Source organism: Variovorax sp. PBL-H6 (assembly GCF_901827155.1).
Lineage (GTDB): Bacteria > Pseudomonadota > Gammaproteobacteria > Burkholderiales > Burkholderiaceae_C > Variovorax.
The window spans coordinates 336,904-363,691 of the sequence record NZ_LR594659.1 but is presented as its reverse complement, the minus strand read 5'-3'; the positions used below and the strand labels follow the sequence as shown (position 1 = coordinate 363,691).

28 protein-coding genes and 1 pseudogene are annotated in these 26,788 nt (G+C 67.9%); 21 read left to right on the top strand and 8 right to left on the bottom strand.

The features are described from left to right. The first annotated feature begins 2 nt into the window (after positions 1-2). From G3W89_RS01735 to G3W89_RS01720, 4 genes are all read left to right on the top strand, one after another. A complete protein-coding gene (locus tag G3W89_RS01735; protein ID WP_232076266.1) occupies positions 3-1,637 on the top strand; it encodes an NAD(P)/FAD-dependent oxidoreductase in 1,635 nt (544 codons plus the stop codon). A gap of 147 nt (positions 1,638-1,784) precedes the next feature. Beyond that, on the top strand, positions 1,785-2,501 hold the full coding sequence (locus G3W89_RS01730; RefSeq protein WP_162572496.1) for a response regulator transcription factor: 717 nt from the start codon (positions 1,785-1,787) through the stop codon (positions 2,499-2,501). Beyond that, the gene (locus tag G3W89_RS01725) at positions 2,501-3,685 is read left to right on the top strand and encodes an ATP-binding protein (RefSeq protein WP_162572495.1); all 1,185 of its coding nucleotides are present in this window, start codon (positions 2,501-2,503) and stop codon (positions 3,683-3,685) included. The genes G3W89_RS01730 and G3W89_RS01725 overlap by 1 nt, the downstream gene beginning before the upstream one ends. Positions 3,686-4,014: 329 nt before the next feature. Beyond that, the gene (locus G3W89_RS01720; RefSeq protein ID WP_162572494.1) at positions 4,015-5,292 is read left to right on the top strand and encodes an O-antigen ligase family protein; all 1,278 of its coding nucleotides are present in this window, start codon (positions 4,015-4,017) and stop codon (positions 5,290-5,292) included. Here the strand turns inward: G3W89_RS01720 and G3W89_RS01715 are convergent. Next, complete coding sequence (locus tag G3W89_RS01715; RefSeq protein ID WP_162572493.1) at positions 5,258-5,467, bottom strand: zinc-finger domain-containing protein; 210 nt, start codon at positions 5,465-5,467, stop codon at positions 5,258-5,260. The genes G3W89_RS01720 and G3W89_RS01715 overlap by 35 nt on opposite strands. A gap of 9 nt (positions 5,468-5,476) precedes the next feature. Next, positions 5,477-6,415, bottom strand: coding sequence for a branched-chain amino acid transaminase (locus G3W89_RS01710; protein ID WP_162572492.1), 939 nt, complete (start codon positions 6,413-6,415; stop codon positions 5,477-5,479). Between the two features lie 118 nt (positions 6,416-6,533). Here G3W89_RS01710 and G3W89_RS01705 point away from each other — a divergent pair, with 118 nt between their 5' ends. After that, a complete protein-coding gene (locus G3W89_RS01705) occupies positions 6,534-7,511 on the top strand; it encodes a recombination-associated protein RdgC (RefSeq protein WP_162572491.1) in 978 nt (325 codons plus the stop codon). Positions 7,512-7,560: 49 nt separating this feature from the next. Here the strand turns inward: G3W89_RS01705 and G3W89_RS01700 are convergent, their stop codons facing one another. The 4 genes from G3W89_RS01700 to radA form a co-directional block, all read right to left on the bottom strand. Further along, a complete protein-coding gene (locus tag G3W89_RS01700; RefSeq protein ID WP_162572490.1) occupies positions 7,561-7,773 on the bottom strand; it encodes a hypothetical protein in 213 nt (70 codons plus the stop codon). Between the two features lie 49 nt (positions 7,774-7,822). Continuing rightward, positions 7,823-8,173: a hypothetical protein gene (locus G3W89_RS01695; RefSeq protein WP_162572489.1), complete on the bottom strand. Its 351-nt coding sequence runs from the start codon at positions 8,171-8,173 to the stop codon at positions 7,823-7,825. 146 nt (positions 8,174-8,319) lie between these two features. After that, a complete protein-coding gene (locus G3W89_RS01690; RefSeq protein WP_162572488.1) occupies positions 8,320-8,808 on the bottom strand; it encodes a glycerate kinase in 489 nt (162 codons plus the stop codon). 32 nt (positions 8,809-8,840) lie between these two features. After that, positions 8,841-10,232 (bottom strand): DNA repair protein RadA, encoded by a 1,392-nt coding sequence (radA, locus tag G3W89_RS01685; RefSeq protein ID WP_162572487.1) that lies wholly within the window; start codon positions 10,230-10,232, stop codon positions 8,841-8,843. A gap of 117 nt (positions 10,233-10,349) precedes the next feature. Here radA and hpaR point away from each other — a divergent pair, with 117 nt between their 5' ends. The 13 genes from hpaR (at position 10,350) to G3W89_RS01620 (ending at position 22,296) form a co-directional block, all read left to right on the top strand. Beyond that, positions 10,350-10,781: a homoprotocatechuate degradation operon regulator HpaR gene (hpaR, locus tag G3W89_RS01680; protein ID WP_162572486.1), complete on the top strand. Its 432-nt coding sequence runs from the start codon at positions 10,350-10,352 to the stop codon at positions 10,779-10,781. After that, positions 10,778-11,401 carry a fumarylacetoacetate hydrolase family protein gene (locus G3W89_RS01675; protein WP_162572485.1) on the top strand — a complete coding sequence of 208 codons (624 nt, stop codon included), beginning with the start codon at positions 10,778-10,780 and terminating at the stop codon, positions 11,399-11,401. The genes hpaR and G3W89_RS01675 overlap by 4 nt, the downstream gene beginning before the upstream one ends. Beyond that, positions 11,398-12,150, top strand: coding sequence for a fumarylacetoacetate hydrolase family protein (locus G3W89_RS01670; protein ID WP_162572484.1), 753 nt, complete (start codon positions 11,398-11,400; stop codon positions 12,148-12,150). The genes G3W89_RS01675 and G3W89_RS01670 overlap by 4 nt, the downstream gene beginning before the upstream one ends. 41 nt (positions 12,151-12,191) lie before the next feature. Then, the gene (locus tag G3W89_RS01665) at positions 12,192-13,169 is read left to right on the top strand and encodes a Bug family tripartite tricarboxylate transporter substrate binding protein (protein WP_162572483.1); all 978 of its coding nucleotides are present in this window, start codon (positions 12,192-12,194) and stop codon (positions 13,167-13,169) included. Between the two features lie 8 nt (positions 13,170-13,177). Next, positions 13,178-14,635: a 5-carboxymethyl-2-hydroxymuconate semialdehyde dehydrogenase gene (gene hpaE / locus G3W89_RS01660; protein WP_162572482.1), complete on the top strand. Its 1,458-nt coding sequence runs from the start codon at positions 13,178-13,180 to the stop codon at positions 14,633-14,635. Between the two features lie 2 nt (positions 14,636-14,637). Then, complete coding sequence (hpaD, locus tag G3W89_RS01655) at positions 14,638-15,513, top strand: 3,4-dihydroxyphenylacetate 2,3-dioxygenase (protein ID WP_162572481.1); 876 nt, start codon at positions 14,638-14,640, stop codon at positions 15,511-15,513. 12 nt (positions 15,514-15,525) lie between these two features. Continuing rightward, the gene (locus G3W89_RS01650) at positions 15,526-15,930 is read left to right on the top strand and encodes a 5-carboxymethyl-2-hydroxymuconate Delta-isomerase (RefSeq protein ID WP_162572480.1); all 405 of its coding nucleotides are present in this window, start codon (positions 15,526-15,528) and stop codon (positions 15,928-15,930) included. 1 nt (position 15,931) lies between these two features. Further along, positions 15,932-16,735 (top strand): 2-oxo-hept-4-ene-1,7-dioate hydratase, encoded by an 804-nt coding sequence (hpaH, locus tag G3W89_RS01645; protein WP_162572479.1) that lies wholly within the window; start codon positions 15,932-15,934, stop codon positions 16,733-16,735. A 13-nt stretch (positions 16,736-16,748) separates the two neighbouring features. Then, positions 16,749-17,558 (top strand): aldolase/citrate lyase family protein, encoded by an 810-nt coding sequence (locus tag G3W89_RS01640; RefSeq protein WP_162572478.1) that lies wholly within the window; start codon positions 16,749-16,751, stop codon positions 17,556-17,558. A 67-nt stretch (positions 17,559-17,625) separates the two neighbouring features. Beyond that, positions 17,626-19,347, top strand: coding sequence for a dihydroxy-acid dehydratase (gene ilvD, locus G3W89_RS01635; protein ID WP_232076264.1), 1,722 nt, complete (start codon positions 17,626-17,628; stop codon positions 19,345-19,347). A gap of 29 nt (positions 19,348-19,376) precedes the next feature. Further along, complete coding sequence (locus G3W89_RS01630; RefSeq protein ID WP_162572477.1) at positions 19,377-20,369, top strand: Bug family tripartite tricarboxylate transporter substrate binding protein; 993 nt, start codon at positions 19,377-19,379, stop codon at positions 20,367-20,369. A 147-nt stretch (positions 20,370-20,516) separates the two neighbouring features. Then, a complete protein-coding gene (locus G3W89_RS01625; RefSeq protein ID WP_162572476.1) occupies positions 20,517-21,308 on the top strand; it encodes a class II aldolase/adducin family protein in 792 nt (263 codons plus the stop codon). A gap of 10 nt (positions 21,309-21,318) precedes the next feature. Beyond that, complete coding sequence (locus G3W89_RS01620; protein ID WP_162572475.1) at positions 21,319-22,296, top strand: 2-dehydropantoate 2-reductase; 978 nt, start codon at positions 21,319-21,321, stop codon at positions 22,294-22,296. Positions 22,297-22,307: 11 nt separating this feature from the next. Here the strand turns inward: G3W89_RS01620 and G3W89_RS01615 are convergent. Continuing rightward, positions 22,308-22,809: pseudogene (locus G3W89_RS01615) on the bottom strand (hypothetical protein). A gap of 17 nt (positions 22,810-22,826) precedes the next feature. After that, entirely contained in the window at positions 22,827-23,915 is a 1,089-nt protein-coding gene (alr, locus tag G3W89_RS01610) for an alanine racemase (RefSeq protein ID WP_162572474.1), read from the bottom strand. 157 nt (positions 23,916-24,072) lie between these two features. Between alr and lplT the strand changes: the two genes are divergently transcribed. Genes lplT through G3W89_RS01595 form a run of 3 tightly spaced genes read left to right on the top strand, consistent with a single transcriptional unit; the run spans position 24,073 to position 26,787 of the window. Then, positions 24,073-25,377: a lysophospholipid transporter LplT gene (gene lplT, locus G3W89_RS01605; RefSeq protein ID WP_162572473.1), complete on the top strand. Its 1,305-nt coding sequence runs from the start codon at positions 24,073-24,075 to the stop codon at positions 25,375-25,377. A gap of 13 nt (positions 25,378-25,390) precedes the next feature. Further along, a complete protein-coding gene (locus G3W89_RS01600) occupies positions 25,391-26,305 on the top strand; it encodes a DMT family transporter (protein ID WP_162572472.1) in 915 nt (304 codons plus the stop codon). Then, the gene (locus tag G3W89_RS01595) at positions 26,302-26,787 is read left to right on the top strand and encodes a glutathione peroxidase (protein WP_162572471.1); all 486 of its coding nucleotides are present in this window, start codon (positions 26,302-26,304) and stop codon (positions 26,785-26,787) included. Before G3W89_RS01600 ends, G3W89_RS01595 begins: the two co-directional genes overlap by 4 nt. Position 26,788: the final 1 nt, after the last annotated feature.

Here is a 26,788-nt window from a genome sequence, read left to right as displayed (position 1 = left end):
CCGTGGAGACCACGTCCTCTCACCACGATGTCGTCATCATGGGGGGAGGGCTCGGGGGACTCACCCTCGCGTTGCAGCTCAGGCAGCGCTTCGGCGACATCGACGTAGTGGTGCTGGAGCGCCGCGCCCATCCGGTGCCGCATGCCGCGCACAAGGTGGGCGAATCCTCGGTCGAGATCGGCGCCCACTACTTCGACACGGTGCTGGGCCTGAAGGCCCACATGCACGGTGCCCAGTTGCGCAAGTTCGGCTTTCGCTTCTTCTTCAGCGAGGGCCGCCGCGACATCGACCAGGTGACCGAGATCGGCTCGAGCCGCTACCTCTCGGTGCCCAGCTACCAGATCGACCGCGGCATCTTCGAGAACTACCTGGCCAAGGAGGCCACGCGTGCCGGCGTGCGCTTCATCGACGACGCGCTGGTGCGCCGCATCGAGCTGGCCGAGGATGCCCATGCGCCGCATCGGCTCGAATGGACGCGCGGCGGCGAGACGCACATCGTGCACGCCCGCTGGCTGGTGGACGCCTGCGGCCGCGCCGGCCTGCTCAAGCGCAAGCTGGGGCTCGCGCAGCCCAACGCGCACGTGTGCAACGCGGTCTGGTTCCGCATCGGCGAGCGCATCACCATCGACCACTGGTCCGACAGTGCCGAATGGCGCGAGCGCTGCGAGCCGCAGGCGCGCTGGCTATCGACCAACCACCTGGTCGGCACGGGCTATTGGGTCTGGCTGATCCCGCTGGCCTCCGGCTCACATTCGGTCGGCATCGTGGCCGACCCGCGGCAGCATCCGCTCGAGGCCATGGACAGCTTCGACAAGGCGATGGCGTGGCTGCGCACCTGGCAGCCGCGCCTCTTCGACGAGCTCGACGGCAAGCGGCATCTGTTGCAGGACTTCGCCTTCTTTCGCGACTTCTCGTACGGCTGCAAGCAGGTGTTCTCCGGGCAGCGCTGGGCATTGACCGGCGAGGCCGGGCTCTTCCTCGACCCCTTCTACTCGCCGGGCAGCGACTTCATCGCGATGAGCAACACCTACATCACCGACCTGATCGCGCACGACCGCGCCGGGCGCTCGGTGGAGGCGCGCGCGCGGCTCTACGACCAGATCTACCACTCCTTCTACGAGAGCACGCTCGCGCTCTACACCGACCAGTACGCGCTCTTCGGCGACCCGGAGGTGCTGCCGGTCAAGGTGATCTGGGACTACACCTACTACTGGGGCGTGCTCTCGCAGATCTTTTTCCAGCAGCGCCTCACCGACCTTGCGCTGCTCGGCAGCCTTCGCGACGAGCTGCAGCACTGCCAGCACCTGAACTTCGCAATGCAGGACTTCCTGCGCGCCTGGTCAAGCAAGAGCGCCAAGCGCAACCCGGCCGTGATGCTGGACCAGGCCGCCCTGCCGTGGTTCGCCGAGCTCAACCGCAGCCTCGGCGACCGCCTGGACGACGCCGCTTTCCAGGCGCGCATGCGGGACTCGGCCGAGCAGCTGCGGGCGCTGGCCGGCGAGATCCTGCGTCGTGCCGGCGGCGAGCATCCGGACCTGGACGATGGGACCCTGCGCGGCGTGCTGGCCGAGAGGGTCGGCGCCGCGCCCCCGCCCGACGGTGCCGCTGCAGCCTCCATGCTGTTTGCCGCCCCGTGACGATGGATACCATCCGCTGCGAGGTTTACGCCAACTTTACGGAGCGTTCAAGCCTTCTTGTCTCCGCCCGGCGACGCTAGGCTCCAGCATTTCCCCCGGCTTCCTGCCGGGCCGAACAAACCGGCGAAACGCCGGCCGAGGATTCCGATGAGCACACCCCAACTCCTGATGATCGAAGACGACGCCCGCCTGGCTCAGATGGTCGGGGAGTACCTGACGCAGTCAGGCTTCGGCTTCCACCATGCACTCGATGGCGCCAGCGGGCTCGAGACGCTGCAGCAGCGCTCGCCCGACCTCGTCATCCTCGACCTGATGCTGCCGGACCTCGACGGTCTCGAGGTCTGCCGACGTATCCGTGCCCTGCCCAACAGCGCGCTCGCCAAGGTGTCGGTGCTGATGCTCACCGCCAAGGGCGACCCGATGGACCGCATCATCGGCCTGGAGATCGGCGCCGACGACTACCTGCCCAAGCCCTTCGAGCCGCGCGAGCTGCTGGCGCGCATCCGTGCGGTACTGCGCCGGCGCAGCGAAGGCGGCAGCGAGGCGACGCCCGCTGCCGTGATGCGCTTCGGCACGCTGGAGATCGACCGCAACGCCCGCAGCGTGGCGGTGGGCGGCGCGATGGCCGACCTGACCTCCTACCAGTTCGACCTGCTGGTCGCCATGGCCGAACGCGCAGGCCGCGTGCTCACGCGCGACCAGATCATGGAAGCCGTCCGCGGCCGCGAGCTGGAAGCCTTCGATCGCTCGATCGACGTGCACATGGGCCGCATCCGCGCAGCCATCGAAGCCGATGCCAAGAACCCCAAGCGCATCCTGACCGTGCGGGGCGTGGGCTACGTGTTCGCCAAGCAGCAGGACTGATGTTGCTCAATCTGTACAGGCGCCATCTCTACGTCCGCATCTGGCTGGCGGTGGTGGGCGGCGTCGTCATCCTCACCCTGTGCGCCAACTGGATCGTGCGCGAAGCCGCCGAGAACGAGCGCGAGCGCCTCTCTGCCGTGCCGCGCGAGGTGGTGGTGCTCGACGCCAAGGACCGGGCTATCGGCAGTGGCAGCGCGGTGCGCGTTCCGGGCCAAGGACTGGAGTTCGAGGTGATGCTCGAGGACGGCCGCGCGATGTCGCTGCGCGTTGCGCCGCGCGCCCGGCCCACGGGCAGCACCGGCCTCGCGGCCTGGCGGACGCCTTTCGGCCTGGGCTGGATGGTCGCGTTGGTGGGCATGGCGGTGGCGCTGGGTGTCTACCCCATCGTGCGCCGCCTCACCAAGCGGCTCGAAGCGCTGCAGCGCGGCGTGCAGCGCTGGGGCGAAGGCGACCTGTCCACGCGCGTGGCCGAAGAGGGGCAGGACGAGGTGGCCGACCTCTCCAATCGCTTCAATGCCGCCGCGGCGCGCATCGAGGAGCTGGTGCGTTCGCACAAGTCGCTGCTCGCCAATGCCTCGCACGAGCTGCGCTCGCCCCTGGCGCGCATTCGCATGGGCCTTGAGCTCATGAGCGACCGGCCGAGCCCGACCGCACGCGACGAGATCGCGCGCAACATCGCCGAGCTCGATCAGCTGATCGACGAGATCCTGCTGTCCAGCCGGCTGGATGCCAAGGAAGCCGACATGGGCACGGTCGAGATCGTGGACCTCACCGGCCTGGCCGCCGAGGAGTGTGCGCGTGTCGACGCCGAGCTCGACGTGGCCGAGGACGCCAGCAGCGACGCCCTCACGGTACGCGGCGTGCCGCGCCTCCTTCGCCGCGCCATCCGCAACCTGCTCGAGAACGCGCGCCGCTACGGCGCCGGTGAGATCAGCGTGGAGCTCGGCAGCCGGTACGGCGCGGCGGAAATCCGCGTCAACGATCGCGGCCCGGGCGTCCCGGCCGCGCTACGCGATCGCATCTTCGAGCCCTTCTACCGGCTGCCGGGCGCCAGCGAGCGCAACGGCGGCGTGGGCCTCGGCCTCGCACTGGTGAAGTCGATCACCGAGCGCCACGGCGGCAGCGTGCGCTGCGAGGAGCGGCCCGGCGGCGGTGCGAGCTTCGTGATTGCACTTCCGAACTAGACCGCGCTCGATCCGTTCGAAGCCCGAGGGGTGCGGGCGCGTGAAAGGCGATATCGCCACCAGTGCAGGCCGGCTGCACCACCCTACGGCGAAGTCGGCAAGCTGTGGGCGTCAGGTGGAGACACCCGCGTGAAGTCGCAGCTCAATGCTTCGGCGGGGCTGCGGGTGCGCTGGTAGTCGAAGCGCCCCGCACGGAGACCGGCTCGCGAAGCGGGCGACTGCTCGGCGGGCCGTCGACTCCAGCGCGCGAGCGATGGCGCGCCGCGGCGGCCCAAGTAGACCCGCAAAGTCAGGCAGCGCTCGATCTGCGACCCCTAGAATCCGCCACCATGCAGAGATCGCAACTCGTCCGCCCCGCGGCCATGTTCTGGGGGCTGACAGTGTTCATGCCGGTCGGCGTTCCTTACCTGGCAGCCTTGCTGATGCTTGCCGCCCTGCTCGTGGCCGGCAACTGGCGCGAGCGCGAGCGACGGCTGCGTGCCAACCCGATGTGGTGGCCGATCGTGGCCTACGTGGTGTGGACGCTGGTGATACTGGCGCTGCGCCCCTGGTATCCGCAGACGCCGTCGAACCTCACCCACGGCCTGCGCATCGCGGCCACGCTGCTGATGGCGCTGGCCCTCACCCGCGAGGAGGCGATCTGGGCGCTGCGGGGCTTCCTCGTCATGGCGCTCTTCAACATCCTCCTGATCGCGGCGTTCTGGTCGGCGATCGCCCTGAAGATCTATTTCCCGGTGCTGGAGCCCTGGCGCGGCGTGATCTTCCTGGTCGGCAACAAGTCCATCAGCAACGCGCTGCTCTTCACGATCCTGGGCGCGACCGCGGCCGTGTTCGGCCTGCAGGCGCTCTCGGAGCACCGGCCGCTGCGCGCGGTGGCGGCCTTCGTGGTCATGTTGGCGGTCATCGTGGTCATCACCTTCAGCCTGCCCTCGCGCACCTCGCTGCTGGCGCTGCTGCTGGTGATTCCGGCGGCCTGTGTGCACCAGTGGCGGCGGCAGCTCAAGGTGCTGGCGCTGGTGCTGATCGCCGTCGGTGCGATCGCAGCCGTGGGCCTGTGGAATTCACCGGCGGTGCAGCAGAAGTTCGAGCTCGGCGTGCAGGAACTCGAGGCCGCGCAGGGCGGCGCCGTGTCCGAGGGCAGCTGGGTGGTGCGCTACTACATGTACCGCGACACCGGCCGCATGATCCTCGACCGGCCCCTCACCGGCTGGGGCATCGGCGGCTGGACCGAGCAATGGCACCTGCGCGGGCCCAAGCTGCTCGCCGACTACAACATGCCGCACAACGACCTTCTGTGGATGGGCTCGCAAGCCGGCATTCCGGGCGCTCTGACCTTGCTGGCAATCCTGCTGACGGGTGTCTGGGTGTCCTGGCGGCGCGACGACCTGTACGGCCGCTACGCTTTCGCCGCGCAGCTGATCGCGCTGATCGCGACCAACGCGAACTCGGCCCTGCGCGATGCGCAGATCGGGCTCAGCCTGCTCTGGGTGTCGACGATCTACCTGAGGCTGGCCCAGGCTCCGGGGGATTCATGGCGCGGGCTGTTGCCCCGCCGCCGGGCGGCGCCCGTCGTCAGTGGCGATGCGCCACCGCCTCGCCCGCTTTGAGCCGGTAGACCGTGCCGCAGTAAGGGCACTTGGCCTCGCCGGTACGCGCCACGTCCAGGTAGATCTTGGGGTGCGCGCTCCACAGCTTCATGTCGGCCTTCGGATTGGGGCAGAACACCCCGCCCTGGTGGTTCAGGTCCTGGCCCGACAGTTCGATCACGGCATTGGCACTCATTCTTTTCTCTCAGACCTTGGTGAGCCAGTGGGCGTACTTGGGATTGCGGCCGTTCACGATGTCGAAGAAGGCGCTCTGGATCTTCTCGGTGACGGGCCCGCGCGACCCCTGGCCGATCTCGATGCGATCGAGCTCACGGATCGGTGTGACCTCGGCCGCCGTGCCGGTGAAGAAGGCTTCCTCGGCGATGTAGACCTCGTCGCGCGTGATGCGCTTCTGCACCAGCTCGATGCCGAGGTCCTTGCAGATGTGGAGGATGGTGTTTCGCGTGATGCCGTTCAGCGCGCCAGCCGACAGGTCGGGCGTGTAGACCACGCCGCCCTTGACCACGAAGATGTTCTCGCCGGCGCCCTCGCTCACGAAGCCGGACGCGTCGAGCAGCAGTGCCTCGTCGTAGCCGTCGTCCAGTGCTTCCATGTTGGCGAGGATGGAGTTGCTGTAGTTGCTCACCGCCTTGGCCTGCGTCATCGTGATGTTGACGTGATGGCGCGTGTAGCTCGAGGTCTTGACGCGGATGCCGCGCTTCATGCCTTCGTCGCCCAGGTAGGCGCCCCAGGCCCAGGCCGCGACCATCGCGTGGATGCGGTTGCCCTTGGGACTCACGCCCAGCTTCTCGGAGCCGATCCACACCAGCGGACGCAGGTAGCAGCTCTCAAGATTGTTGGCCCGCACCACCTGCTTTTGCGCCTCGTTGAGCTGCTCGGGTGTGAAGGGAATCTTCATGCGCAGGATCTTGGCGCTGTTGAAGAGCCGCTCGGTATGCTCGGCCAGGCGGAAGATCGCAGTGCCGTCGACCGTCTTGTAGGCCCTGACCCCCTCGAAAGCGCCGCAGCCGTAGTGCAGCGTGTGGCTCAGCACGTGGATCTTGGCGTCGCGCCAGTCCACGAGATCACCGTCCATCCAGATCTTTCCGTCACGATCGTCCAGTGCAGGGGGCAGCGCGCTCATTTCTTTGTCCTTTGGGGCAGGGATGTCGCAAAAGCTTGCGATTTTACGGCGCGGCCCCAGTTCGTCCCGCCGACAATGCTCGGCTTTGCCAAACAGCCAGGAAAAGGGTTCTCTTCTCGTGTCCGTCTTCAAGAACGTCATCGTCTATCGCATCGAATCCACGTGGTCGCAAACGCTCACCGACGCCGAGCAGCGCCTGGACGCCTTTCGCTTCGTGCCCTGCAGCCCCTCGCAGGAGAAAGCCGCCGGCTGGACCGAGCCCCGCGGCCAGGAACACGGGCCACTGGTCGAATCCGTCGGCGGCCAATGGCTGCTCGAATACATGATCGAGAGCAAGACCCTTCCGGGCTCCGTGGTGCGCCGCAAGGTCGAGGAGCGCGCCGCGCAGATCGAGGCCACCACCGGCCGCAAGCCCGGCAAGAAGGAGAAGAAGGAGCTCAAGGAGGACATCACGCAGGAGCTGCTGCCGCTGGCCTTCACCCGCCATGTGCGCATCGCGGTCTGGATCGATCCGGCCGCGCGCCGACTGGTCGTGAATGCGAGCAACGCGGCGCGCGCCGACGAGGTCGTGACCAGCCTGGTGAAGGCACTGGAAGGCTTCGCGGTAGCGCAGATCAACACGCAAGTGGAGCCGGCCGTTGCCATGTCGGACTGGCTGTCGACGCAGGAGCCGCCAGCCGGCTTCACCATCGACCGCGAATGCGAGCTCAAGGCTACCGACGAATCGAAGGCGGTGGTGCGCTACGCCAAGCACCCGCTGGACATCGACGAGGTGCGCCAGCACATCGCGGATGGCAAGCGCCCCACGCGACTGGCCATGACCTGGGACGACCGCGTGTCCTTCGAGCTGACCGAGGGCATGCAGCTGCGCAAGATCGTGTTCATCGAAGGCACGCTGGACGAGACGCCGGGCTCGGCCAAGGAAGACAACTTCGATGCCGACGCCGCCATTGCGACCGGCGAGCTCGGGCAACTGGTGCCGGAGCTGATCGAGGCGCTGGGCGGGGAAATGCAGCTGGGCGCGGCGCCGGTCGATGCGCCGCCGAAGGCCTCGGCGCCTGCTGAGGAATTGGCGGACGAATCGGCGCCGTTCTGAGGCGACATTGGTTGCTCCGGATCGAACGACGGCCGATCAATTGGCGGCGTCAGTGCCCGCCATTGCGTTTCACCTTGATGGCACGCAAAGCCAAGCCCATGAGCGTGATCGCACAGCAGACAAGGACCGCTATCCAAATCAAGGCGGTTCTGTCATGGCTCGCACCATAGGCCTCGAGCTTCGAATACGCATTGCCTAGCACGAGGAGCGCCAGCGCAAGGTAAAGGAGAGCCCGGATGTAACGTGGCAGGTTTTCTTTCATGAGCTCTTGACCAAAAGCGAGCGGGTGGGGCTGCGGCCAGACCTGACACCTAGTCTGTGCTTGCGCTGTCGCCAGCGCTGCACCCATCGGCACAGCTGCCGGCACTCCCATTACCGTCGGAGCCATCGACGCTGGCATCCACACAGGCGTTGTCAGGCGCGCAGTTCACACTGACCGGCGCGCTTTGGCTCGCAACACCGCACAAGCCCAATGCGACGCCGATCATGCCAATGCTGGGAGCCTCCAGTGCTGCGAGTGCAGCCAATGCACACGCCAATGCATCGGAGTTGGCATCTCCCCCCGAGACAAGGTGGATTTCTTCCTCTCTCAGTTCGCGCACGCCGGTGTAGGCGAGCGGGCGCTGAAATGTCTGCCTGCTATCTGGAGCAAAAGTGAGCATATGTTTCCCATTCGTGTGTCAAGCCCGCAAGTCACATGGGCTGCGGGAGCATGCGCGAACAGGTGAAACTGAGCAATACACCCGATCGGGTGATTGACGACGTTCAATCAACCTTATAGAGCGTGAGGCACGCAAGGCCGAACGCGCTACACCGGCGGCCGCAGTGCATCCGCGGCACCGGGCTTGACGGCGTCGGCGCTCGGCGGAGCGGCCGGCTGCCCCTCGTTCTCGGCCGGTGCCTCCGGCCGCACCAGTTGCCATTCGGTCAGCTTTCCGTTGACGAAGGTGGCATCGACCCAGGAGCCGCCGTTGTCGGTCCAGCGGTAGACCTCGGGCTGCGCATCCTTGGGCGTGCGCTGCTCGCCGAGCGCGCGGGTCATTGCGATCACGTGGAGCAGGGTCACCTTGGGCTTGAGCTTGGCGTTGAGCATCACCGCACTCGCCACCGTGCCAATGGGCCGGTCGGCCGCGCGCTTCAGCACCTGCATCGTGCGATTGAAGTGCATCAGCAGGAACATGATGATGGCACCTCCGGCGAAGGCGACGCCAGGCCAGCCATAGGCGCGATAGGACGCGCCGAGCAGAAGCAGCCCTGCGAGAGGGATGAAGATTTTCCCGAAATTCATGGACTGCATTGTCGCCGGACTCAATGCGGAAGCCCGACGGTTCAATCCAGCCCGCGCACCACCTCCATCGCCTCCTCGATGCGCTCCACTGCATGGATCGTCAGCCCTTCGATCTCCTTGGCGCCCTTGCGCGGCGCGTTGGCCTTGGGCACCACCGCCACGCTGAAGCCCAGCTTGGCGGCTTCACGCAGCCGCTCCTGCCCGCGCGGCGCCGGTCGCACCTCACCCGCCAGACCCACCTCGCCGAAGGCGATGAAACCCTTGGGCAATGGCTTGCCGCGCAGGCTGGAGGTGATGGACAGCATCACCGCCAGGTCGGCCGCCGGCTCGCTGATGCGCACGCCGCCCACCGCGTTGACGAACACGTCCTGATCCATGCACGCCACGCCCGCATGGCGGTGCAGCACCGCGAGCAGCATGGCCAGCCGGTCGCGGTCGAGACCCACGGAAAGGCGCCGCGGGCTGGGCCCGCCGTCGTCGACCAGCGCCTGGATCTCGACCAGCATTGGGCGTGTTCCCTCGAGCGTGACCAGCACCACGCTGCCGGGTACCGGTTCGGCGTGCTGGCTCAGGAAGATCGCACTGGGATTGGCCACGCCCTTGAGACCGCGCTCGGTCATCGCGAACACGCCGATCTCGTTGACCGCGCCGAAGCGGTTCTTGATGGCGCGCACCAGGCGAAAGCTCGAATGCGTGTCCCCCTCGAAATACAGCACCGTGTCGACCATGTGCTCGAGCACGCGCGGGCCAGCGAGCGCGCCCTCCTTGGTCACATGGCCGACCAGCACCACCGCCGTGCCGCTGGCCTTGGCGAAGCGCGTGAGGTGGGCCGCGCATTCGCGCACCTGCGCCACCGAACCGGGCGCCGAGGTCAGCTGGTCGGAGTACACGGTCTGGATCGAGTCGATCACCGCGATGGCCGGCCGCGTGGCGTCGAGCGTGGCGAGTATCTTCTCGAGCTGGATCTCGGCCAGCACCTGCACTTGCGACTGCTCGAGGCCGAGCCGCCGCGAGCGCATCGCCACCTGGGCACCGCTCTCCTCACCGGTGACATAGAGCGCGTTGCGTCCCGCCCGCTGAAGCGCATCGACCGCCTGCAGCAGCAGCGTGGACTTGCCGATGCCCGGGTCGCCCCCGATGAGCGTCACCCCGCCGGCGACGATTCCGCCGCCCAGCACGCGGTCGAGCTCGTCCAGTCCGGTGGGCGTGCGCGGGACCTCGCCGGCCTCGATTTCCGAGAGCACCGCCAACTCGGACGACCCGGCGAGCGATGCGAACGGCGCGCCGAAGCGGTTGTTGCCACCGCCGGCCGAGGCGGCGGCCACCTGCTCGATCAGCGTGTTCCAGGCGCCGCAACTGGGGCAGCGGCCGAGCCACTTGGGGCTGGTGCCGCCGCATTCGGAGCAGACGAAGAGTGATTTTTCCTTGGCCATCGCCCAAGTGTAGGGAGCGCTCGACATTGCGACGCCCTGGAACGCAGGGAAAACCCGACTGAAGTGTTCATCGCAAGGGCTTGCCAAAAATTTAACATGTTAAATAATCGAGCCCTCATGAGCACTCCTTTCGTCCACCGCAACTTGCCCCGCCTGCTGCTGCAGGCGCGCGAGGCGGTCATGGCGCACACCCGGCCCAGCCTGCGCGAACATGGGCTCAGCGACCAGCAATGGCGCGTGCTGCGGGTGCTGGGCGAGCACGGCATGGTCGAGACCGGCCGCGTCGCACGCGAGGCGTTCATCCTCGGCCCCAGCTTGACCGGCGTGCTCGCGCGCATGGAGCGCGACGGCCTGATCCGGCGCGCGCGCGATCCCGCCGATCAGCGCCGCACCGTCGTGGAGGCCACGGCCAAGGGCACGCGCATGGTCCGGCAGCTTTCGCAGACCATCGAGTCGCACTACGCGTGGATGGAAAAGTCGCTGGGCAAGCAGAAGCTGTCGCAGCTCTACGTGCTGCTCGATGAAGTGATCGAACTGGAGCAACCATGAGCTTTCTGCCCACCGGCACCGTCTACGGCGTGCTGCTCAATTTCCGTGCGGAGGTCGAGGCACTCGCGCCGCAGATGACGCAGCCGCCCTACAAGGCGCCGCCCAGGGCGCCGGTGCTGTATGTGAAAACGGCCAACACCTGGAGCCCGCACGGCCGCGCGATTCCCGTGCCCGTTCGCATCCCCGAGGTCGAGGTCGGCGCCACCATCGCGATGGTGATCGGCGCCGACGGCGACGTCGAAGGCTTTGTGCCGATGAACGATCTCTCGATCCCGCACGCGAGCTTCTTCCGCCCGCCGGTCAAGTTCAAGTGCGTGGACGGCTTCCTCGGCATCGGCCCTGCGATGCGCGACGCGCAGGAGGTGGCGGACCCGGCCGAGTTCAGGCTCGAGGTGCGCATCAACGGCGAGCTGCGCCAGTCGGCCGACTTCTCGCAACTGGTGCGCAATGCGGCGCAGCTGCTGGCCGACGTGAGCGAGTTCATGACGCTCGCGCACGGCGATGTGCTGATGCTGGGCTGCGACGCCGGGCGTCCATTGGCCCGCCCCGGCGACCGCATCGAGATCAGCGCGCCGGGCTTCGAGACACTGGTCAACACGCTCGTGGGAGACGTGGCATGAAGCACGCACGCATCGCCTTCGAAGGCGTCGAGCAGCCCGCCATCGAGCGCGATGGCCGTCTGCTGCTGGCCGACGGCCGCAGCGTCGCCTTCGACGATGCGCTGTGGCTGCCGCCGCTCGCACCCACGCCGCGCCCGCGCACCATCCTCGCACTCGGCCTCAACTACGCCGACCATGCGAAGGAGCTGGAATTCAAGGCGCCCGAAGAGCCGCTGGTCTTCGTCAAGGGCCAGAGCACGCTCATCGGCCATCGCCAGAAGACGCAGCGCCCGGCCGGCGTGTCCTTCATGCACTATGAATGCGAGCTCGCGGTGGTCGTCGGAAAGACGGCGCGCAAGGTGCGGCGCGACGATGCCTACGACTTCATCGCCGGCTACACGGTGGCCAACGACTACGCGATCCGCGACTACCTGGAGAACTGGTATCGCCCCAACCTGCGCGTGAAGAACCGCGACACCTGCACGCCGATCGGGCCTTGGCGGGTGGACGCGCAGGACGTGCCCGACCCGATGTCCCTCGCACTGCAGACCACCGTCAACGGGAAGGTCACTCAATCGGGGAACACCAGGGACATGATCTTCGACGTGCCCTTCCTGATCGAGTATTTCTCGAGCTTCATGACGCTCGCGCCCGGCGACCTGATCCTCACCGGCACGCCCGACGGCGTGGTCGATTGCAGGCCGGGCGATGTGGTCGTCACGGAGATCGAGCACATCGGCGCGTTGGCCAACACGATCGCCGTGCGCTGAAAGCGGAAGTCCGCCCTCTTCACGGAAAACCAGGAGACAACATGCTCAAGACACCGAGGTTCGCCGCAGCCCTGCTCGCCATCAGCGCAACGATGCTCGCCCTCGATGCGCCCGCCCAGTCCTACCCGACCCGGCAGGTGCGCTGGGTGGTCGGCTATCCGGCCGGCGGCGGGACCGACTTTCTCGCGCGCACCGTCGGCGCGCAGCTCTCGCAGCAGCTGGGGCAGCCGGTCGTCATCGACAACCGGCCCGGTGCCGGCGCGATGATCGCGTCGGAGCACGTGGCCCGCTCGGCGCCCGACGGCTACACGGTGTTCTCCGCCGACAACGGCGTGCTCGTCTACAACCCGGTGCTCTACAAGAAGGTGCCCTACGACCCCGAGAAGGACTTCGCGCTGCTCGGCATGATGGGGCGCTCGGCGCTGGTCATCACCGCCGGGCCCAATGCCGGCTTCACCGATGCCAAGGCACTGCTCGCCGAACTCAAGCGCTCGCCGGGCAAGTACAGCATCGGGACGCCCGGCAACGGCAGCCCGCACCACCTGGCGCTCGAGCTGTTCCAGCGCGAGGCAGGCGTCTCGCTGCTGCATGTGCCGTACAAGGGCGGCGCGCCCGCCATGCAGGACCTGCTGGCCGGACAGGTGCCGCTGATCGTCCTGGACCTGCCGAGCGGCGTCGGCGCCGTCAAGGCCGGCAAGATCACACCGCTGATTGCCCTCTCGGCCGAACGCATGCCGCAGCTGCCCAACGTGCAGACGGCCAAGGAGCTGGGCTTTGCCAATGTAGAGGCCTACGCCTGGCAAGGGTTGGTGGCGCCGGCCGCCACGCCCAAGGACGTGCAGGCCCGGCTCGGCGCGGAACTCGGCAAGACCATGAACGATCCGGCGGTGCGTCAGAAACTCTTCGATGCCGGCTGGGACGCACGTCCGGCCGACGCCGCGGAGATGACGCGCTACGCCGAATCGGAACGAAAGAAGTGGCACGCGCTGATCAAGGCGCGCGACATCAAACTGGACTGAGAGCCCAAATGAAGATCGATCACCTCATCGACGGCAAGCCGGTCGCAGGCACCGACTATTTCGAGACCGTCAACCCGGCCACGCAGGAAGTGCTGGCTGAAGTCGCTTCGGGCGGCGAAGCGGAAGTGAACGCGGCCGTGGCCGCCGCAAAGGCCGCCTTTCCGAAATGGGCGGGGATGCCCGCGCCCCAGCGCGCAAAACTGATCCGCACGCTGGGCGACCTGATCGCGGCCCACGTGCCCGAGCTGGCACGCACCGAGACCGATGACTGCGGCCAGGTCATCGCCCAGACCGGCAAGCAACTGGTGCCGCGCGCGGCCGACAACTTCTACTACTTCGCCGAGATGTGCACGCGCGTCGACGGCCACACCTATCCCACCGAGACGCACCTCAACTACACGCTCTTCCACCCGGTGGGCGTGTGCGCGCTGATCTCGCCGTGGAACGTGCCCTTCATGACCGCGACCTGGAAGGTCGCGCCCTGCCTGGCCTTCGGCAACACGGCGGTGCTCAAGATGAGCGAGCTGTCGCCGCTCACCGCGGCGCGCCTGGGCGAGCTGGCGCTGGAAGCAGGCATTCCGCCAGGCGTGCTGAACCTGGTGCACGGCTACGGAAAGGAGGCCGGCGAGCCGCTGGTGGCGCACCCGGACGTGCGCGCGATCTCCTTCACCGGCTCCACGGCGACCGGCAACCGCATCGTGAAGAGCGCGGGCCTGAAGAAGTTCAGCATGGAGCTGGGCGGCAAGAGCCCGTTCGTGATCTTCGACGACGCGGACCTGGACCGCGCACTCGATGCAGCCGTGTTCATGATCTTCAGCAACAACGGCGAGCGCTGCACCGCGGGCTCGCGCATCCTGGTCCAGCAGTCGATCTACGCCGACTTCGCGGCGAAGTTCGCCGAACGCGCCAGGCGCATCGTGGTCGGCGACCCGCTGGATGAGAAGACGATCGTCGGTCCGATGATTTCGCAGGCCCATCGGGCCAAGGTGCGCAGCTACATCGAACTCGGGCCGAAGGAAGGCGCGACGCTGCTGTGCGGCGGGCTCGAGGTGCCGCAGCTGCCGGAGCGCGTGCGCCGCGGCAACTACATCGCGCCCACGGTCTTCGCCGACGTCGACAACCGCATGAAGATCGCGCAGGACGAGATCTTCGGACCCGTGGCCTGCCTGATCCCCTTCAAGGACGAGGCCGACGCGATCCGGCTGGCCAACGACATCCAGTACGGGTTGAGCAGCTACGTGTGGACCGAGAACATCGGTCGCGCACACCGCGTGGCCGCGGCCGTGGAAGTCGGCATGTGCTTCGTCAACAGCCAGAACGTCAGGGACCTGCGCCAACCCTTCGGCGGCACCAAGGCCTCGGGCACCGGCCGCGAGGGCGGCACCTGGAGCTACGAGGTCTTCTGCGAGCCGAAGAACGTGGCGGTGTCGCTGGGCTCGCACCACATCCCGCACTGGGGAGTCTGAGCATGGGCACCCTCGCACTCGCCGCCAAGATCACGCATGTCCCGTCGATGTACCTGTCGGAGTTCCCCGGCCCGAACTTCGGCTGCCGCGATGCAGCGATCAACGGCCACAAGGAAATCGACCGGCGCTGCCGCGAACTCGGCGTCGACACCATCGTGGTGTTCGACGTGCACTGGCAGGTCAACAGCGAATACCACATCAATTGCGGCCCGAAGTTCGAGGGCACCTACACCAGCAACGAGCTGCCGCACTTCATCAAGAACATGCCCTATGCCTACCCGGGCAACCCGGCGCTCGGACACCTGATCGCCGACGTGGCGAACGAGATGGGCGTGAAGAGCCGTGCCCACAGCGACACCACGCTGGGGCTGGAATACGGCACGCTGGTGCCGATGCGATACATGAACGCCGACCAGCACTACAAGGTGATCAGCATCAGCGGCTGGTGCGACTGGCACGACCTCTCCGAATCCGGCCGCTTCGGCCTTGCCGTGCGCCGCGCCATCGAGGAGCGCTACGAGGGCACGGTTGCGGTGTTCGCGAGCGGCTCGCTGTCGCACCATTTCGCCGACAACGGCCGCGCGCCGGAGTTCATGCACAAGGTCTACGACCCCTTCCTCGAGCAGATCGACCATCGCGTGGTCGAGCTGTGGAAGGCAGGCGAATGGAAGACCTTCGTCGGCATGCTTCCGATGTATGCCGAGAAATGCTGGGGCGAAGGCGACATGCACGACACCGCGATGCTGCTGGGCCTGCTCGGCTGGGACCGCTACACCGCGTCGGTCGAAATCGTCACGCCCTACTTCGGCAGCTCCGGCACCGGGCAGATCAACGCGATCTTTCCGGTGACGCCGCTGCCGGCACCAGCCGCCGTTTGAGAAAGCCCGCACATGCCCCATCTCGTGATCCTCTACACGCCCGACGTCGAGGCCGACGCCGACATGCCGGCGCTGTGCCGCGCCCTCGCCGACACCATGCTCGAACAGCGCGACGACCAGGACCGCCCGGTGTTCCCGGTCGGCGGAACGCGGGTGCTGGCTTATCCGGCTGCACACTTCGCAGTGGCTGACGGCTCGGGCGAACACGGTTTCGTCTACCTCAACCTGCGCATGGCCGCGGGGCGCGCCGAGGCGGTGAAGAAGCGCGTCGGCGACGCCTTGCTCGCGCGGCTGAAGCGGCACGTCGAACCCTTGCTTGCGAAGCGGCACGTCGGCATCACGCTGCAGATCGACGAAGCGCCCGGTCAGGTCTACGACGGCAAGTGCGGCAACCTCCATTCCCTCTTCCAGTCCTGACATGCTCGACAAGAAGCTGATCCAGCAACTCGCGGCCGAGCTGCACGAAAGCGAGAGGTCGCGCGTGCAGCTGCGGCATTTCTCGATGCGGCACCCCGAGATGACGGTGGAGGACGGCTACGCCATCTCGCGCGAATGGGTGAAGACCAAGCTGGCCGAAGGGCGCGTCGTGCGAGGCCACAAGATCGGCCTCACCTCGCGCGCCATGCAGCAGGCCAGCCAGATCACCGAGCCGGACTACGGCACGTTGCTCGACGACATGTTCTTCGAGCAGGGCGCGGACATCCCCTTCACGCGCTTCATCGCGCCGAGGATCGAGGTCGAGCTCGCCTTTGTACTGGGCAAGCGGCTGCAGGGGCCGAACGTGAGCATCTTCGACGTGCTCGCCGCGACCGACTACGTGGTGCCGGCGATCGAGATCATCGACGCGCGCATCGAGCAGCTCGACCGCGAGACGGGCGCCATGCGCAAGGTCTTCGACACCATCGCCGACAACGCGGCCAATGCCGGGATCGTGACCGGCGGCCGGCCGGTGAAGCCCGATGCGGTGGACCTGCGCTGGGTCGGCGCGCTGCTCTACAAGAACGGCGTGATCGAGGAGTCGGGCCTGGCCGCGGCCGTGCTCAACCATCCTGCCACCGGCGTCGCCTGGCTGGCCAACAAGCTCGCACCCTGGGGCGAGTGCCTGGAGGCCGGCGAGGTGGTGCTGGGCGGCTCATTCACCCGGCCGACCACCGCCAGGCCCGGCGATACATTCCACGCAGACTACGGCCCCCTGGGCTCCATCGCCTTCCGCATTGCTTGAGAAAGAACACACCATGCAGACACCCACCAATCCCTTCAAGCAGGCCCTGGTCGAGAGGCGCGCACAGATCGGCCTCTGGCTCGGCTTGTCCGACGCCTACAGCGCCGAGATCTGCGCCGGCGCCGGCTTCGACTGGCTGCTGATCGACGGCGAGCATTCGCCCAACGGCTTGCGCAGCGTGCTCGAGCAGGCGCAGGCGATCGCGGCCTATCCGGGCGTCAACGCCATCGCGCGCGTGCCCGTGGGACACGGCGACGCGGGCACGGCGCTGATCAAGCAATACCTCGACCTCGGCGTGCAGACGCTGCTGGTGCCGATGGTCGACACGCCCGAGCAGGCCACGGCCATCGTGCGCGCGATGCGCTACCCGCCGCAGGGCATTCGCGGCATGGGAGGCGCGCGCGCCTCGCGCTGGGGCCGCTACCCGTCCTATGCCAGGGAGGCCAACTCGCAGGTCTGCCTGCTGGTGCAGGCCGAGTCGCGCGAAGCGCTGGCGAACCTGGATGCGATCGCGGCCGTCGAGGGCGTCGATGGCGTTTTCATCGGGCCGGCCGACCTGTCCGCCTCGCTCGGCCACGTCGGCGATTCGAACCATGCCGAGGTGCAGACGGCCATCGACGATGCGATCGCACGCATCCAGCGGGCCGGCAAGGCCGCCGGCATCCTGACGCCCGACGAGACGCTGGCGCAGAAGTACCTGGATCTGGGCGCCCTCTTCGTCGCGGTCGGACTGGACACCAACCTCCTGGTGCGCAGCACGAATGCGCTGGCCGCCCGCTTCAAGGGCGGCGCGAAGCCAAGCTCGGCGGGCGGCACGTACTGACACCGCCGTGCGCCGCAGGGCCGCTCCCAGGTCGAATAGCACCGTAGAAGAAGGCGAAGATATTCCAGTGACCGATCCCAAGCGCTTCCGCTCCGCGATCATCCGCGAGGGCACCATCCGCGCCACCACGCGCAGCTTCCTGCATGCCCTGGGCCAGGACGACGAGGACATCGCGCGCCCGCACATCGGCGTGTTCCACACCGGCGGCGAGATGAGCCCGTGCAACCTCAACCTGCGCGAGCAGGCGCAGCATGCCAAGACCGGCATCTACGCGGGCGGCGGCACGCCGCACGAGTGCCCGGTGGTGTCGGTGAGCGACGGCTTGACCATGGCGCACTCGGGCATGCGCTTTTCGCTGATCTCGCGCGAACTGATCGCCGACAGCGTGGAAGCATCCACCCGCGGCCACCAGTGGGACGGCATCTTCGCCATTGGCGCCTGCGACAAGAACCTCCCCGGCCTGATGATGGGCATGGTCCGCTGCAATGTGCCCAGCGTGTTCGTGCACGGCGGCTCGGCCCTGCCCGGCCAGATGCCGGGGCCTGACGGCCGCGACCTCAACGTGGTCGACACCTACGAGACCATCGGCAAGGTGCTCGCCGGCGACGCAACACACGAAGAGCTCGACGCGATGAGCCGCGCCTGCCTGCCGACCGCCGGCGCCTGTGCGGGCCAGTTCACCGCCAACACCATGGGCATGGTGTCGGAGGCGCTGGGCTTGGCGCCGATCGGCTCCAGCATGGTGCCGGCCGTGTTCAGCGAGCGCGCGCCGCTGATGCGCCGCGCGGCGCGGCAGCTGATGAAGGCCGTGATGGGCGAGGGCCCGTTGCCGCGCGATGTCGTGACGCGCCAGGCGCTGGAGAACGCCTGCGCCCTGGTCTCGGCCACCGGCGGCTCGACCAATGCCGCGCTGCACCTGCCGGCCATCGCGCACGAGGCCGGCATCAAGTTCCACCTCGACGACGTGGCCGAGGTCTTCGCACGCACGCCGCTCGTCGCCGACCTGCGGCCGGGCGGCCAATACCTGGCGCGGGACGTGTTCTACATCGGCGGTGCCGGCGTGATCCTGCGCACGCTGCTCGAACAGGGCTATCTGCATGGCGACGCACTCACTTTCACCGGCCGCACGCTGGCCGAGGAAGTGGCCGATGCGCCCGCGCCCGATGGCCGGGTGGTGCGCAAGGCCGGCGAGCCGATCACGCGCGACGGCGGCCTCGCCGTGCTCAAGGGCAACCTGTGCCCTGACGGAGCCCTGCTCAAGACCGCGGGCCTGAAGACGCTGGTGCACCGCGGGCCTGCGCGCGTCTTCGAGTCCGAGGAAGAAGCGCAGGCCGCCGTGCAGAACCGCCGCTACCAGGCCGGCGACGTGATCGTGATCCGCAACGAAGGCCCCAAGGGCAGCCCCGGGATGCGCGAGATGCTGGGCATCACCGCCCTGCTCTACGGCCAGGGCATGGGCGACAAGGTCGCGCTGCTGACCGACGGCCGCTTCTCCGGCGCGACCCGCGGCCTGTGCATCGGCTACGCGGGGCCGGAGGCGGCCGAGGGCGGCCCGATCGCCGCATTGCGCGACGGCGACATCGTCGCCATCGATGCGCGTGCCGAGGCGCGCAGCATCACCGTGGCGTTGAGCGATGGAGAAATCGCCGCGCGCCTGGCCGGACGTCAGGTAAACGCGGGGGTCCGGCACACCGGGTTGCTGGAAAAATACGCGCTCACCGTGCGCCCCAGTCACCAGGGCGCCGTGACCCATTCGGGCGCAGTCACCTGGCTGCGCGACGAATCCTGAAACCGCCCTCACACGGAGACACCCCCATCATGACCCTCACCCGCCGCCACCTGCTGCAGACCACCGGCGCCTCGGCGCTGCTCGCCAGCCTCGGCCAGCAGGCCTTCGCGCAGGCGCAGCCCTTCGAGACCGCGCGCCTGATCACCGGCTTTGCGGCCGGCGGCACCTCCGACACCCTGTGCCGCCGCGTCGCGACCCGCCTCCAGCCCGACTACGGCAAGGCCGTGGTGGTCGAGAACCGCACCGGCGCCGGCGGCCAGATTGCGGTCACCTACGTCAAGGGCCAGCCGGCCGATGGCGCGACGATCCTGCAGACGCCGACCTCGATCCTCACCATCTATCCGCACATCTACAAGAAGCTGCCCTACGAGCCGCTGGCGGACCTCACGCCGCTGACGGTCGCCTGCCAGTTCGACTTCGGCTTTGCCGTCGGGCCCGCCGTGCCGGCCTCCGTGAAGTCGGTGCCCGAGTACCTCGCCTGGGCCAAGACCCATCCCGAAGGCGCCAACTACGGATCGCCTGCTGCCGGCTCGACGCCGCACTTCATCGGCGCACTGCTCGGCAAGAACGCGGGGGTGGACCTCAAGCACGCGGCCTATCGCGGCACGCAGCCCGCCATGCTCGACCTGCTGGGGGGCAACGTAGCAGCCGTATCGGGCCCGATCGGCGACATCACCCAGCACCTGGCCTCGGGCAAGGTGCGCATCCTCGGCGTCTCGGGTGCCAAGCGCAGCCGCTTCGCGCCCGACGTGCCCACCTTCGAGGAACAGGGCGTCAAGAACGTCACGCACAGCGAATGGTTCGCCTTCCTGCTGCCGGCCAAGGCTTCGCCCGAAGTGGTCGCGCGCGCCAATGCGGCCATGAAGACGGCGCTCGCGCAGAAGGACGTGGTCGACGGACTGGCCACCTTCGGGCTGGAGGCGATGTCCTCCACGCCGGGGGAGCTGACGGAGCTGATCAAGAAAGACACCGCCAAGTGGGCCCCCATCGTGAAGCAGATCGGCTTCACCGCTGAGGGCTAAGCCCACCCCCGTTGCTTGCTCACTTCGTGGAGCCGCCTCCCCTCAAGGGGGCGACACCAGCGGTCCGGCAAAGCCGGTCCCGCGGTGTCCCCCAAACAGGCGGGGGGCTCCTAGAGTGGCAAGTCGCTGACAGAAAAGGAACTGCCGATGAATACCCCGCTCGCCCCCCAGGCCGTCAGCACGGCCCGTCCCGCCATCCATCCCGATGAACAGGAGGCGCGGCTGCAGCTCGCCGCCTGCTACCGCGTGTTCGCGATGCTGGGCTGGACCGAGATGATCTACAACCACATCACGGTGCGGCTGCCCGATAGCGTGACGGGGGGCGAGAAGCAGTTCCTGATCAATCCCTTCGGCCTGCACTACAGCGAGGTCACGGCCGGCAACCTGGTCAAGATCGATCTGCAGGGCAAGGTGCTCGACGGCTCGCGCCATCCGGTCAACCCCGCCGGCTTTACCGTGCATGCCGCCATTCACGACGGGCTGCCCGATGCGCACTGCGTGATGCACACGCACACCACGGCCGGGGTGGCGGTGGCCTGCCTCCAGGGCGGCCTGCAGCAGAGCAACTTCTACACCGCGCAGCTGCACGACATGGTGGCGTACCACGACTTCGAGGGCATCACCATCCATGCCGACGAAGGGCCGCGACTGTTGAAGAGCATCGGCAGCCGGCCGGCCGTGATCCTGCGCAACCATGGCCTGCTGGCCTGGGGCCAGACGCTGCCCCAGACCTTCGCCATCCTCTGGACCCTGCAGCGCGCCTGCGAGATCCAGATGACCACCCTGTCGATGGGCGCGCCGATTCCGGTGTCCGAAGAGATCGCGCGCAGGTGCACCCGCGACGCGCTGCAGTTCAACCCGAAGCATGGCGGCGGGCAGGACGTGTTCGACGCGCTGGTGCGGCAGGTCGATCGCATCGACGATTCCTACAAGCATTGAACGGACTGTGATGAAAGTGTGCATCTACGGCGCCGGCGCGATCGGCGGCTGGATCGGTGTCGGTCTCGCGCAGGCCGGCTGCCCACTGAATGTGGTCGCGCGCGGCGCAACGCTCGACGCCCTGCAGCGTGACGGCTTGAGCTTGTTGCGCGGCGACCAGCGCACGCGCGTCACAGTCCATGCGGTGGCAGACCCGGCCGAGCTGGGCGTGCAGGACCTCGTGGTGATTGCGGTGAAGGCGCCTGCCTTGCCGGCCGTGGCCGCGCGGATCGCGCCGCTGCTCGGGCCCGACACGATCGTCCTGACCGCGATGAACGGCGTGCCATGGTGGTTCCTGCAGGGTGGCTTCGGCGGCCCGCTCGCCGGCACGCAGCTGGAGGCGGTGGACCCGGGCGGGAAGATCGACGCCGCGATTCCTGCGCGCCATGTGATCGGCGGCGTGGTGCACGCCAGCTGTTCGCTCGACGGACCCGCCGTGGTCCGCCATCACTTCGGCAACGGCCTGATCATCGGAGAGCCGTCGGGCGCGGCGACACCGCGTGCGCAAGAGCTCGAGGCCCTGCTGAAGCAGGCCGGCTTCGAGGCCCGCCTCTCGGCGCGAATCCAGAAGGACGTCTGGTACAAGCTCTGGGGCAACATGACGGTCAACCCGATCAGTGCGCTGACCGGCGCCACCACCGACCTCATCCTCAACGACGAGCTGGTGCGCGGCTTCATCTCGACCATCATGCTGGAGGCGCGCGAGATCGGCGAACGCATCGGCGTGCCCATCGCCGAGAGCCCTGAGGACCGGCATGCGGTCACCCGAAGGCTGGGGGCATTCAAGACTTCGATGCTGCAGGATGTGGAAGCGCATCGACCGGTGGAACTCGATGCGCTGGTGTCGGTGGTGCGCGAGCTGGGGCAGCGTGCGGGCGTCGCTACGCCTTTTACGGATGCGCTGCTGGGGCTTGCGCGGTTGCAGGCGCGGCAGCTTGGTTTGTATTGAAGCGAAGGCCCTCAGCGCTTGAGCAGCACCCGCACCGCCTCCGGCAGAGAGTTCACCTTCGGCATGAAGCGGTCCAGCGCCGCGCCCAGCAGCACCGCGCACAGCAGCGCGCCGAGCAGCGGTTTCCAGGTCAGCCTCACCGCCGCCGTGAGCCAGCCTTCGCGCGCCACGCGCATCGCGGCGGTGGCGGTCGCGTAGCCGAAGGCCAACTCGATCGCCACCGCGAGCAGGGCCTCGGAGCCGAAGTACAGCAGCGACAGCGCACCGGCACCGAAAACGATGGCCAGGCCGACCAGGGTACCCGAGGTAGCCCACGCCCAGCGTCAGCAGGTAGCGCAGCGCCAGCGATTCGACGCCGGCCTTCATCTGCAGCCAGGACGCGAGCCACATGAAGAGCAGCGTCGATGTTCCGATCAGCAGGCCGTGCAGGCGCAGGTCGTTGTCGCGGTGCAGGTCGCGCTCGACCTGCGTTTCCCAGAGGCGCACGGAGCGCCAGTTGGACAGCACCTTCAAGCGGCCTGCTCCCTTGCTCAGTCCACGGCCACGGGCACGCGGGGTGCCACCGCGCACATCAGCTCGTAGCCGACGGTCCCCGCGGCCTGCGCGACCTCGTCGATGGACAGCACGGCGCCATTCGACGCGCGCCCCCACAGCGTGACCTCGGCGCCGAAGCGCGCGTCGGGCACCGGCGTGAGGTCCACCGTGATCATGTCCATGCTGACGCGCCCGACCATGCGCGTGCGCACGCCGTTCACCAGCACGGGTGTGCCGGTGTCGCAGTGGCGCGGATAGCCATCGGCATAGCCGACCGCGGCGACGCCGACGGTGAGCGGGCCGTCGGCGGTGAAGCGCGAGCCGTAGCCGACGGTGTCCCCGGCCTTCAGCGCCTGCACCGAGATCAGGCGCGTGGAGAGCGTCATCGTCGGCTGCAGCTGCCAGTGCGCCGCATCGTGCTCGGGAAAGTCGGGGGCGCTGCCGTACAGCAGGATGCCGGGGCGCACCCAGTCGGCCCGTGTCGCGGCGGCATGGCGCAAGGTGGCGGCGCTGTTGGCCATCGAGCGCTCCCCCGGCAGGTCGCGCGTGAAGCGTTCAAAAACCTCGAGCTGGCGGGCCACACCGCGCTCGCCGTCGGCGTCGCTGAAGTGGGTCATCAGCGAGATCTCGTCGACCTGCGGCAGCGCGTCGAGCCGCGTCCAGGCGGCGCGGAAGCGCTCGGGCGGGAAGCCGAGGCGGTTCATTCCCGAGTTCATCTTGAGGAAGACACGCTGCGGCACCTGGGTCTTGTGCGCGGCGAGCATGTCGATCTGCGCGTCGCAGTGCACGGTGTGCCAGAGGTCGAGTCGCGAGCACAGCTCCAGGTCGCGCGACTCGAACACACCTTCCAGCAGCAGCACCGGGCCGCGCCAGCCAAGGGCGCGCACGCGCTCGGCCTCGGCCAGGTCGAGCAGCGCGAAGCCGTCGGCGGCGCGGAAGGACTCGAACACGCGCTCGATGCCATGGCCATAGGCATTGGCCTTGACCACGGCCCAGACGCGCGCGTCGACCGCGGCACGGCGCGCGCGCTCCAGGTTGTGCGCCAGGGCGGCGCCATGGATGGTGGCGAGGATCGGACGAGGCAAGGCGAAACCCGTTCAGGACATGAGGACAAACACCCGCACAAGACGGGCGGTGGCGTCATTTTGACACTGCACCCCCATGCTATAACCGCCCATTTCCGCCAGTGCCGCGGCCTACTTCCACTATTGCCAGCAGCCCCTCTGGCCAGCCAGCCCATCGATGAAGCGCGGTTTCTACACGATCATGTCGGCCCAGTTCTTCTCGTCGCTGGCCGACAACGCGCTTTTCGTGGCGGCGGTGGAATTGATGCGAACAGGCGGCGCGGCCGAGTGGCAGCGCGCGGCGCTGGTGCCGATCTTCACCATCTTCTACGTGGCGCTGGCGCCGCTGGTCGGCGCCTTCGCCGATGCGCTGCCGAAGGGCCGCGTGATGTTCATCAGCAATGCGATCAAGGTGGTCGGCTGCGTGATGATGCTGTTCGGCTCGCATCCGCTGGTGGCCTATGCGGTGGTCGGCCTCGGGGCAGCGGCGTATTCGCCGGCCAAGTACGGCATCCTGACCGAGCTGCTGCCGGCCTCGCAGCTGGTCAAGGCCAATGGCTGGATCGAGGGCCTGACCATTGCCTCCATCATCCTGGGCATCGTGCTCGGCGGTCAGCTGGTGGGGCATGCGCTGTCGACCCGTCTGCTGGCACTGGACTTCCCGGTGCTCGACACCGGCATCGACACCCCGCCCGAGGCGGCTATTGCGTCGCTGATCTTCATCTACATCATCGCGGCCTGGTTCAACACGCGCATCCCCGACACCGGCGTCGAGATGCGGCCGCTGCGCGCCAATCCGCAGCACGGCATGCTGCGCAACCTGCTGGCGCTGCTGCCCGATTTCTGGCACTGCAACTCGCGCTTGTGGCGCGACAAACTGGGCCAGATCTCGCTGGCGACCACCACGCTGTTCTGGGGCGCGGGCGGAAACCTCAAATACATCGTGCTGGCATGGGCCTCGCTCGCGCTGGGCTACAGCACGGCGCAGGCATCCTCGCTGACCGGCGTGGTGGCGATCGGCACCGCGGTAGGCGCCGTGGTGGCGTCGATGCGCATGCGCCTGGACATGGCCACACGCGTGATCCCGCTGGGCATCGGCATGGGCATCCTGGTGATCGCGATGAACTTCATCGGCAACATCTGGGTCGCGGTGCCTTTCCTCATCCTGCTGGGCGGGCTGGGCGGGTTCCTGGTGGTGCCGATGAATGCGCTGCTGCAGCACCGCGGCCACAACCTGATGGGCTCCGGCCGCTCGATCGCGGTGCAGAACTTCAACGAGCAGGCCTGCATCCTGATCCTCGGCGCCTTCTACAGTGCCTGCACCGGCCTCGGGCTGTCGGCGTATTCGGCGATCACCGCCTTCGGGATGGTGGTGGCGGGTTTCATGTGGCTCATCAAGCGCTGGCACCGCACCAACCTGCAGCGCTATCCAGAAGAAGTCGAACACCTGCTCGCGATCGCCCGCAGCGACAAGCATCACTGAGTCTGCCGCCGCCTTGCCCGCACTCGCACTCGTCGTCAACGCCTTCGTCTGGGGCGTGTCCTGGTTCCCGTTCCGCCAGATCGAAGCCCATGGCCTGCACCCGGTGTGGGCCACTGCGCTGATCTATGCGTCGATCACGCTTGCGATGGGATGGCTGCGCCGTCCTGCCTGGCAGGCCTTCGCGACGTGGCCGGGACTGGCGCTCCTGGGGTTGGCCGCCGGTTTCACCAACGTGGGCTTCAACTGGGCGGTGACACAGGGCGACGTGGTGCGGGTGGTGCTGCTGTTCTACCTGATGCCGTTGTGGAGCGTGCTGCTGGCCTGGATCTTCCTGGGCGAGCGGCCCCGCGCCGCGGCACTCGCGCGCATGGCGCTCGCGCTGGCCGGCGTGGCCGTCGTGCTCAAGACACCGGAAACCGACTGGCCCGTGCCTTCGAGCCTGCCTGACTGGCTGGGCGTGGCGGCCGGATTCTGCTTCGCGGCGACCAACATCGTGCTGCGCCAGCTGCGCGCGGCTCCTGGCGAATCGCGTGCTCTCGCGATGTTCCTCGGTTGCGCGCTGGTGGCGAGCCTGGCGGCGGCGGCCGGCACAACGCTGGGCGCCATCGCACCGCCGCCCTTGCAACTGCCGGCGGCGACAGGATGGGCGGGCTGGGCCGCGCTGCTGGGCGCCGGCTTCGTCTTCGCCAACATCTGCCTGCAGTACGGCGCCGCGCGGCTGGCGGCCAGCGCCACCGCGGTGATCATGCTGTCGGAGGTGCTGTTCGCCAGCGTGTCGTCGGTGGCGCTGGGCGCGGCCACGCTGGATTCCCGCATCTGGGCCGGTGGCGCGCTGATCGTGCTGGCGGCCTTGTGGTCCTCGTTTGCACGAACGAACGGGCGCGACGATGATCGGCGTTCCCGCATCCTGGAGGACACGCCATCATGACCAGCGTCTACGACTTCGAAGCCCGGCAGATCGATGGCATCGATGTGCCGCTGTCCAGGTACAAGGGCCAGGTGCTCCTGATCGTCAACACCGCCAGCAAGTGCGGCTTCACGCCGCAGTTCGAGGGCCTGGAGGCGCTCTACAAGAAGTACGCCGCCCAGGGGCTCGCGGTGCTCGGCTTCCCATCCAACCAGTTCGCCAACCAGGACCCGGGCACGAACGAGGAAATCGGCGCCTTCTGCGTGAAGAACTATGGCGTGAGCTTCCCCATGATGGAGAAGATCGAGGTCAACGGCTCCGGCGCGACGCCGCTCTACAAGTGGCTCACGAAGGAGGCGCCGGGCCTGCTGGGCAGCACGGCCATCAAGTGGAACTTCACCAAGTTCCTCGTCGGCAAGGACGGGCGGGTGCTGAAACGCTACGCGCCGATGGACACGCCGGCTTCGATGGAGCGGGACATCGAAAAGGCGCTGGCGGGCTGAG

Coding starts and splice junctions, on each gene's coding strand:
- G3W89_RS01625 (WP_162572476.1), top strand. CDS start 20,517: ATGAATACCCCGCTCGCCCCCCAGGCCGTCAGCACGGCCCGTCCCGCC.
- G3W89_RS01665 (WP_162572483.1), top strand. CDS start 12,192: ATGCTCAAGACACCGAGGTTCGCCGCAGCCCTGCTCGCCATCAGCGCA.
- hpaE (WP_162572482.1), top strand. CDS start 13,178: ATGAAGATCGATCACCTCATCGACGGCAAGCCGGTCGCAGGCACCGAC.
- G3W89_RS01620 (WP_162572475.1), top strand. CDS start 21,319: ATGAAAGTGTGCATCTACGGCGCCGGCGCGATCGGCGGCTGGATCGGT.
- G3W89_RS01725 (WP_162572495.1), top strand. CDS start 2,501: ATGTTGCTCAATCTGTACAGGCGCCATCTCTACGTCCGCATCTGGCTG.
- lplT (WP_162572473.1), top strand. CDS start 24,073: ATGAAGCGCGGTTTCTACACGATCATGTCGGCCCAGTTCTTCTCGTCG.
- hpaR (WP_162572486.1), top strand. CDS start 10,350: ATGAGCACTCCTTTCGTCCACCGCAACTTGCCCCGCCTGCTGCTGCAG.
- G3W89_RS01730 (WP_162572496.1), top strand. CDS start 1,785: ATGAGCACACCCCAACTCCTGATGATCGAAGACGACGCCCGCCTGGCT.
- radA (WP_162572487.1), bottom strand. CDS start 10,232: ATGGCCAAGGAAAAATCACTCTTCGTCTGCTCCGAATGCGGCGGCACC.
- G3W89_RS01720 (WP_162572494.1), top strand. CDS start 4,015: ATGCAGAGATCGCAACTCGTCCGCCCCGCGGCCATGTTCTGGGGGCTG.
- G3W89_RS01710 (WP_162572492.1), bottom strand. CDS start 6,415: ATGAGCGCGCTGCCCCCTGCACTGGACGATCGTGACGGAAAGATCTGG.
- G3W89_RS01700 (WP_162572490.1), bottom strand. CDS start 7,773: ATGAAAGAAAACCTGCCACGTTACATCCGGGCTCTCCTTTACCTTGCG.
- G3W89_RS01650 (WP_162572480.1), top strand. CDS start 15,526: ATGCCCCATCTCGTGATCCTCTACACGCCCGACGTCGAGGCCGACGCC.
- G3W89_RS01690 (WP_162572488.1), bottom strand. CDS start 8,808: ATGCAGTCCATGAATTTCGGGAAAATCTTCATCCCTCTCGCAGGGCTG.
- G3W89_RS01695 (WP_162572489.1), bottom strand. CDS start 8,173: ATGCTCACTTTTGCTCCAGATAGCAGGCAGACATTTCAGCGCCCGCTC.
- G3W89_RS01640 (WP_162572478.1), top strand. CDS start 16,749: ATGCAGACACCCACCAATCCCTTCAAGCAGGCCCTGGTCGAGAGGCGC.
- hpaH (WP_162572479.1), top strand. CDS start 15,932: ATGCTCGACAAGAAGCTGATCCAGCAACTCGCGGCCGAGCTGCACGAA.
- hpaD (WP_162572481.1), top strand. CDS start 14,638: ATGGGCACCCTCGCACTCGCCGCCAAGATCACGCATGTCCCGTCGATG.
- G3W89_RS01675 (WP_162572485.1), top strand. CDS start 10,778: ATGAGCTTTCTGCCCACCGGCACCGTCTACGGCGTGCTGCTCAATTTC.
- G3W89_RS01595 (WP_162572471.1), top strand. CDS start 26,302: ATGACCAGCGTCTACGACTTCGAAGCCCGGCAGATCGATGGCATCGAT.
- G3W89_RS01630 (WP_162572477.1), top strand. CDS start 19,377: ATGACCCTCACCCGCCGCCACCTGCTGCAGACCACCGGCGCCTCGGCG.
- G3W89_RS01670 (WP_162572484.1), top strand. CDS start 11,398: ATGAAGCACGCACGCATCGCCTTCGAAGGCGTCGAGCAGCCCGCCATC.
- G3W89_RS01715 (WP_162572493.1), bottom strand. CDS start 5,467: ATGAGTGCCAATGCCGTGATCGAACTGTCGGGCCAGGACCTGAACCAC.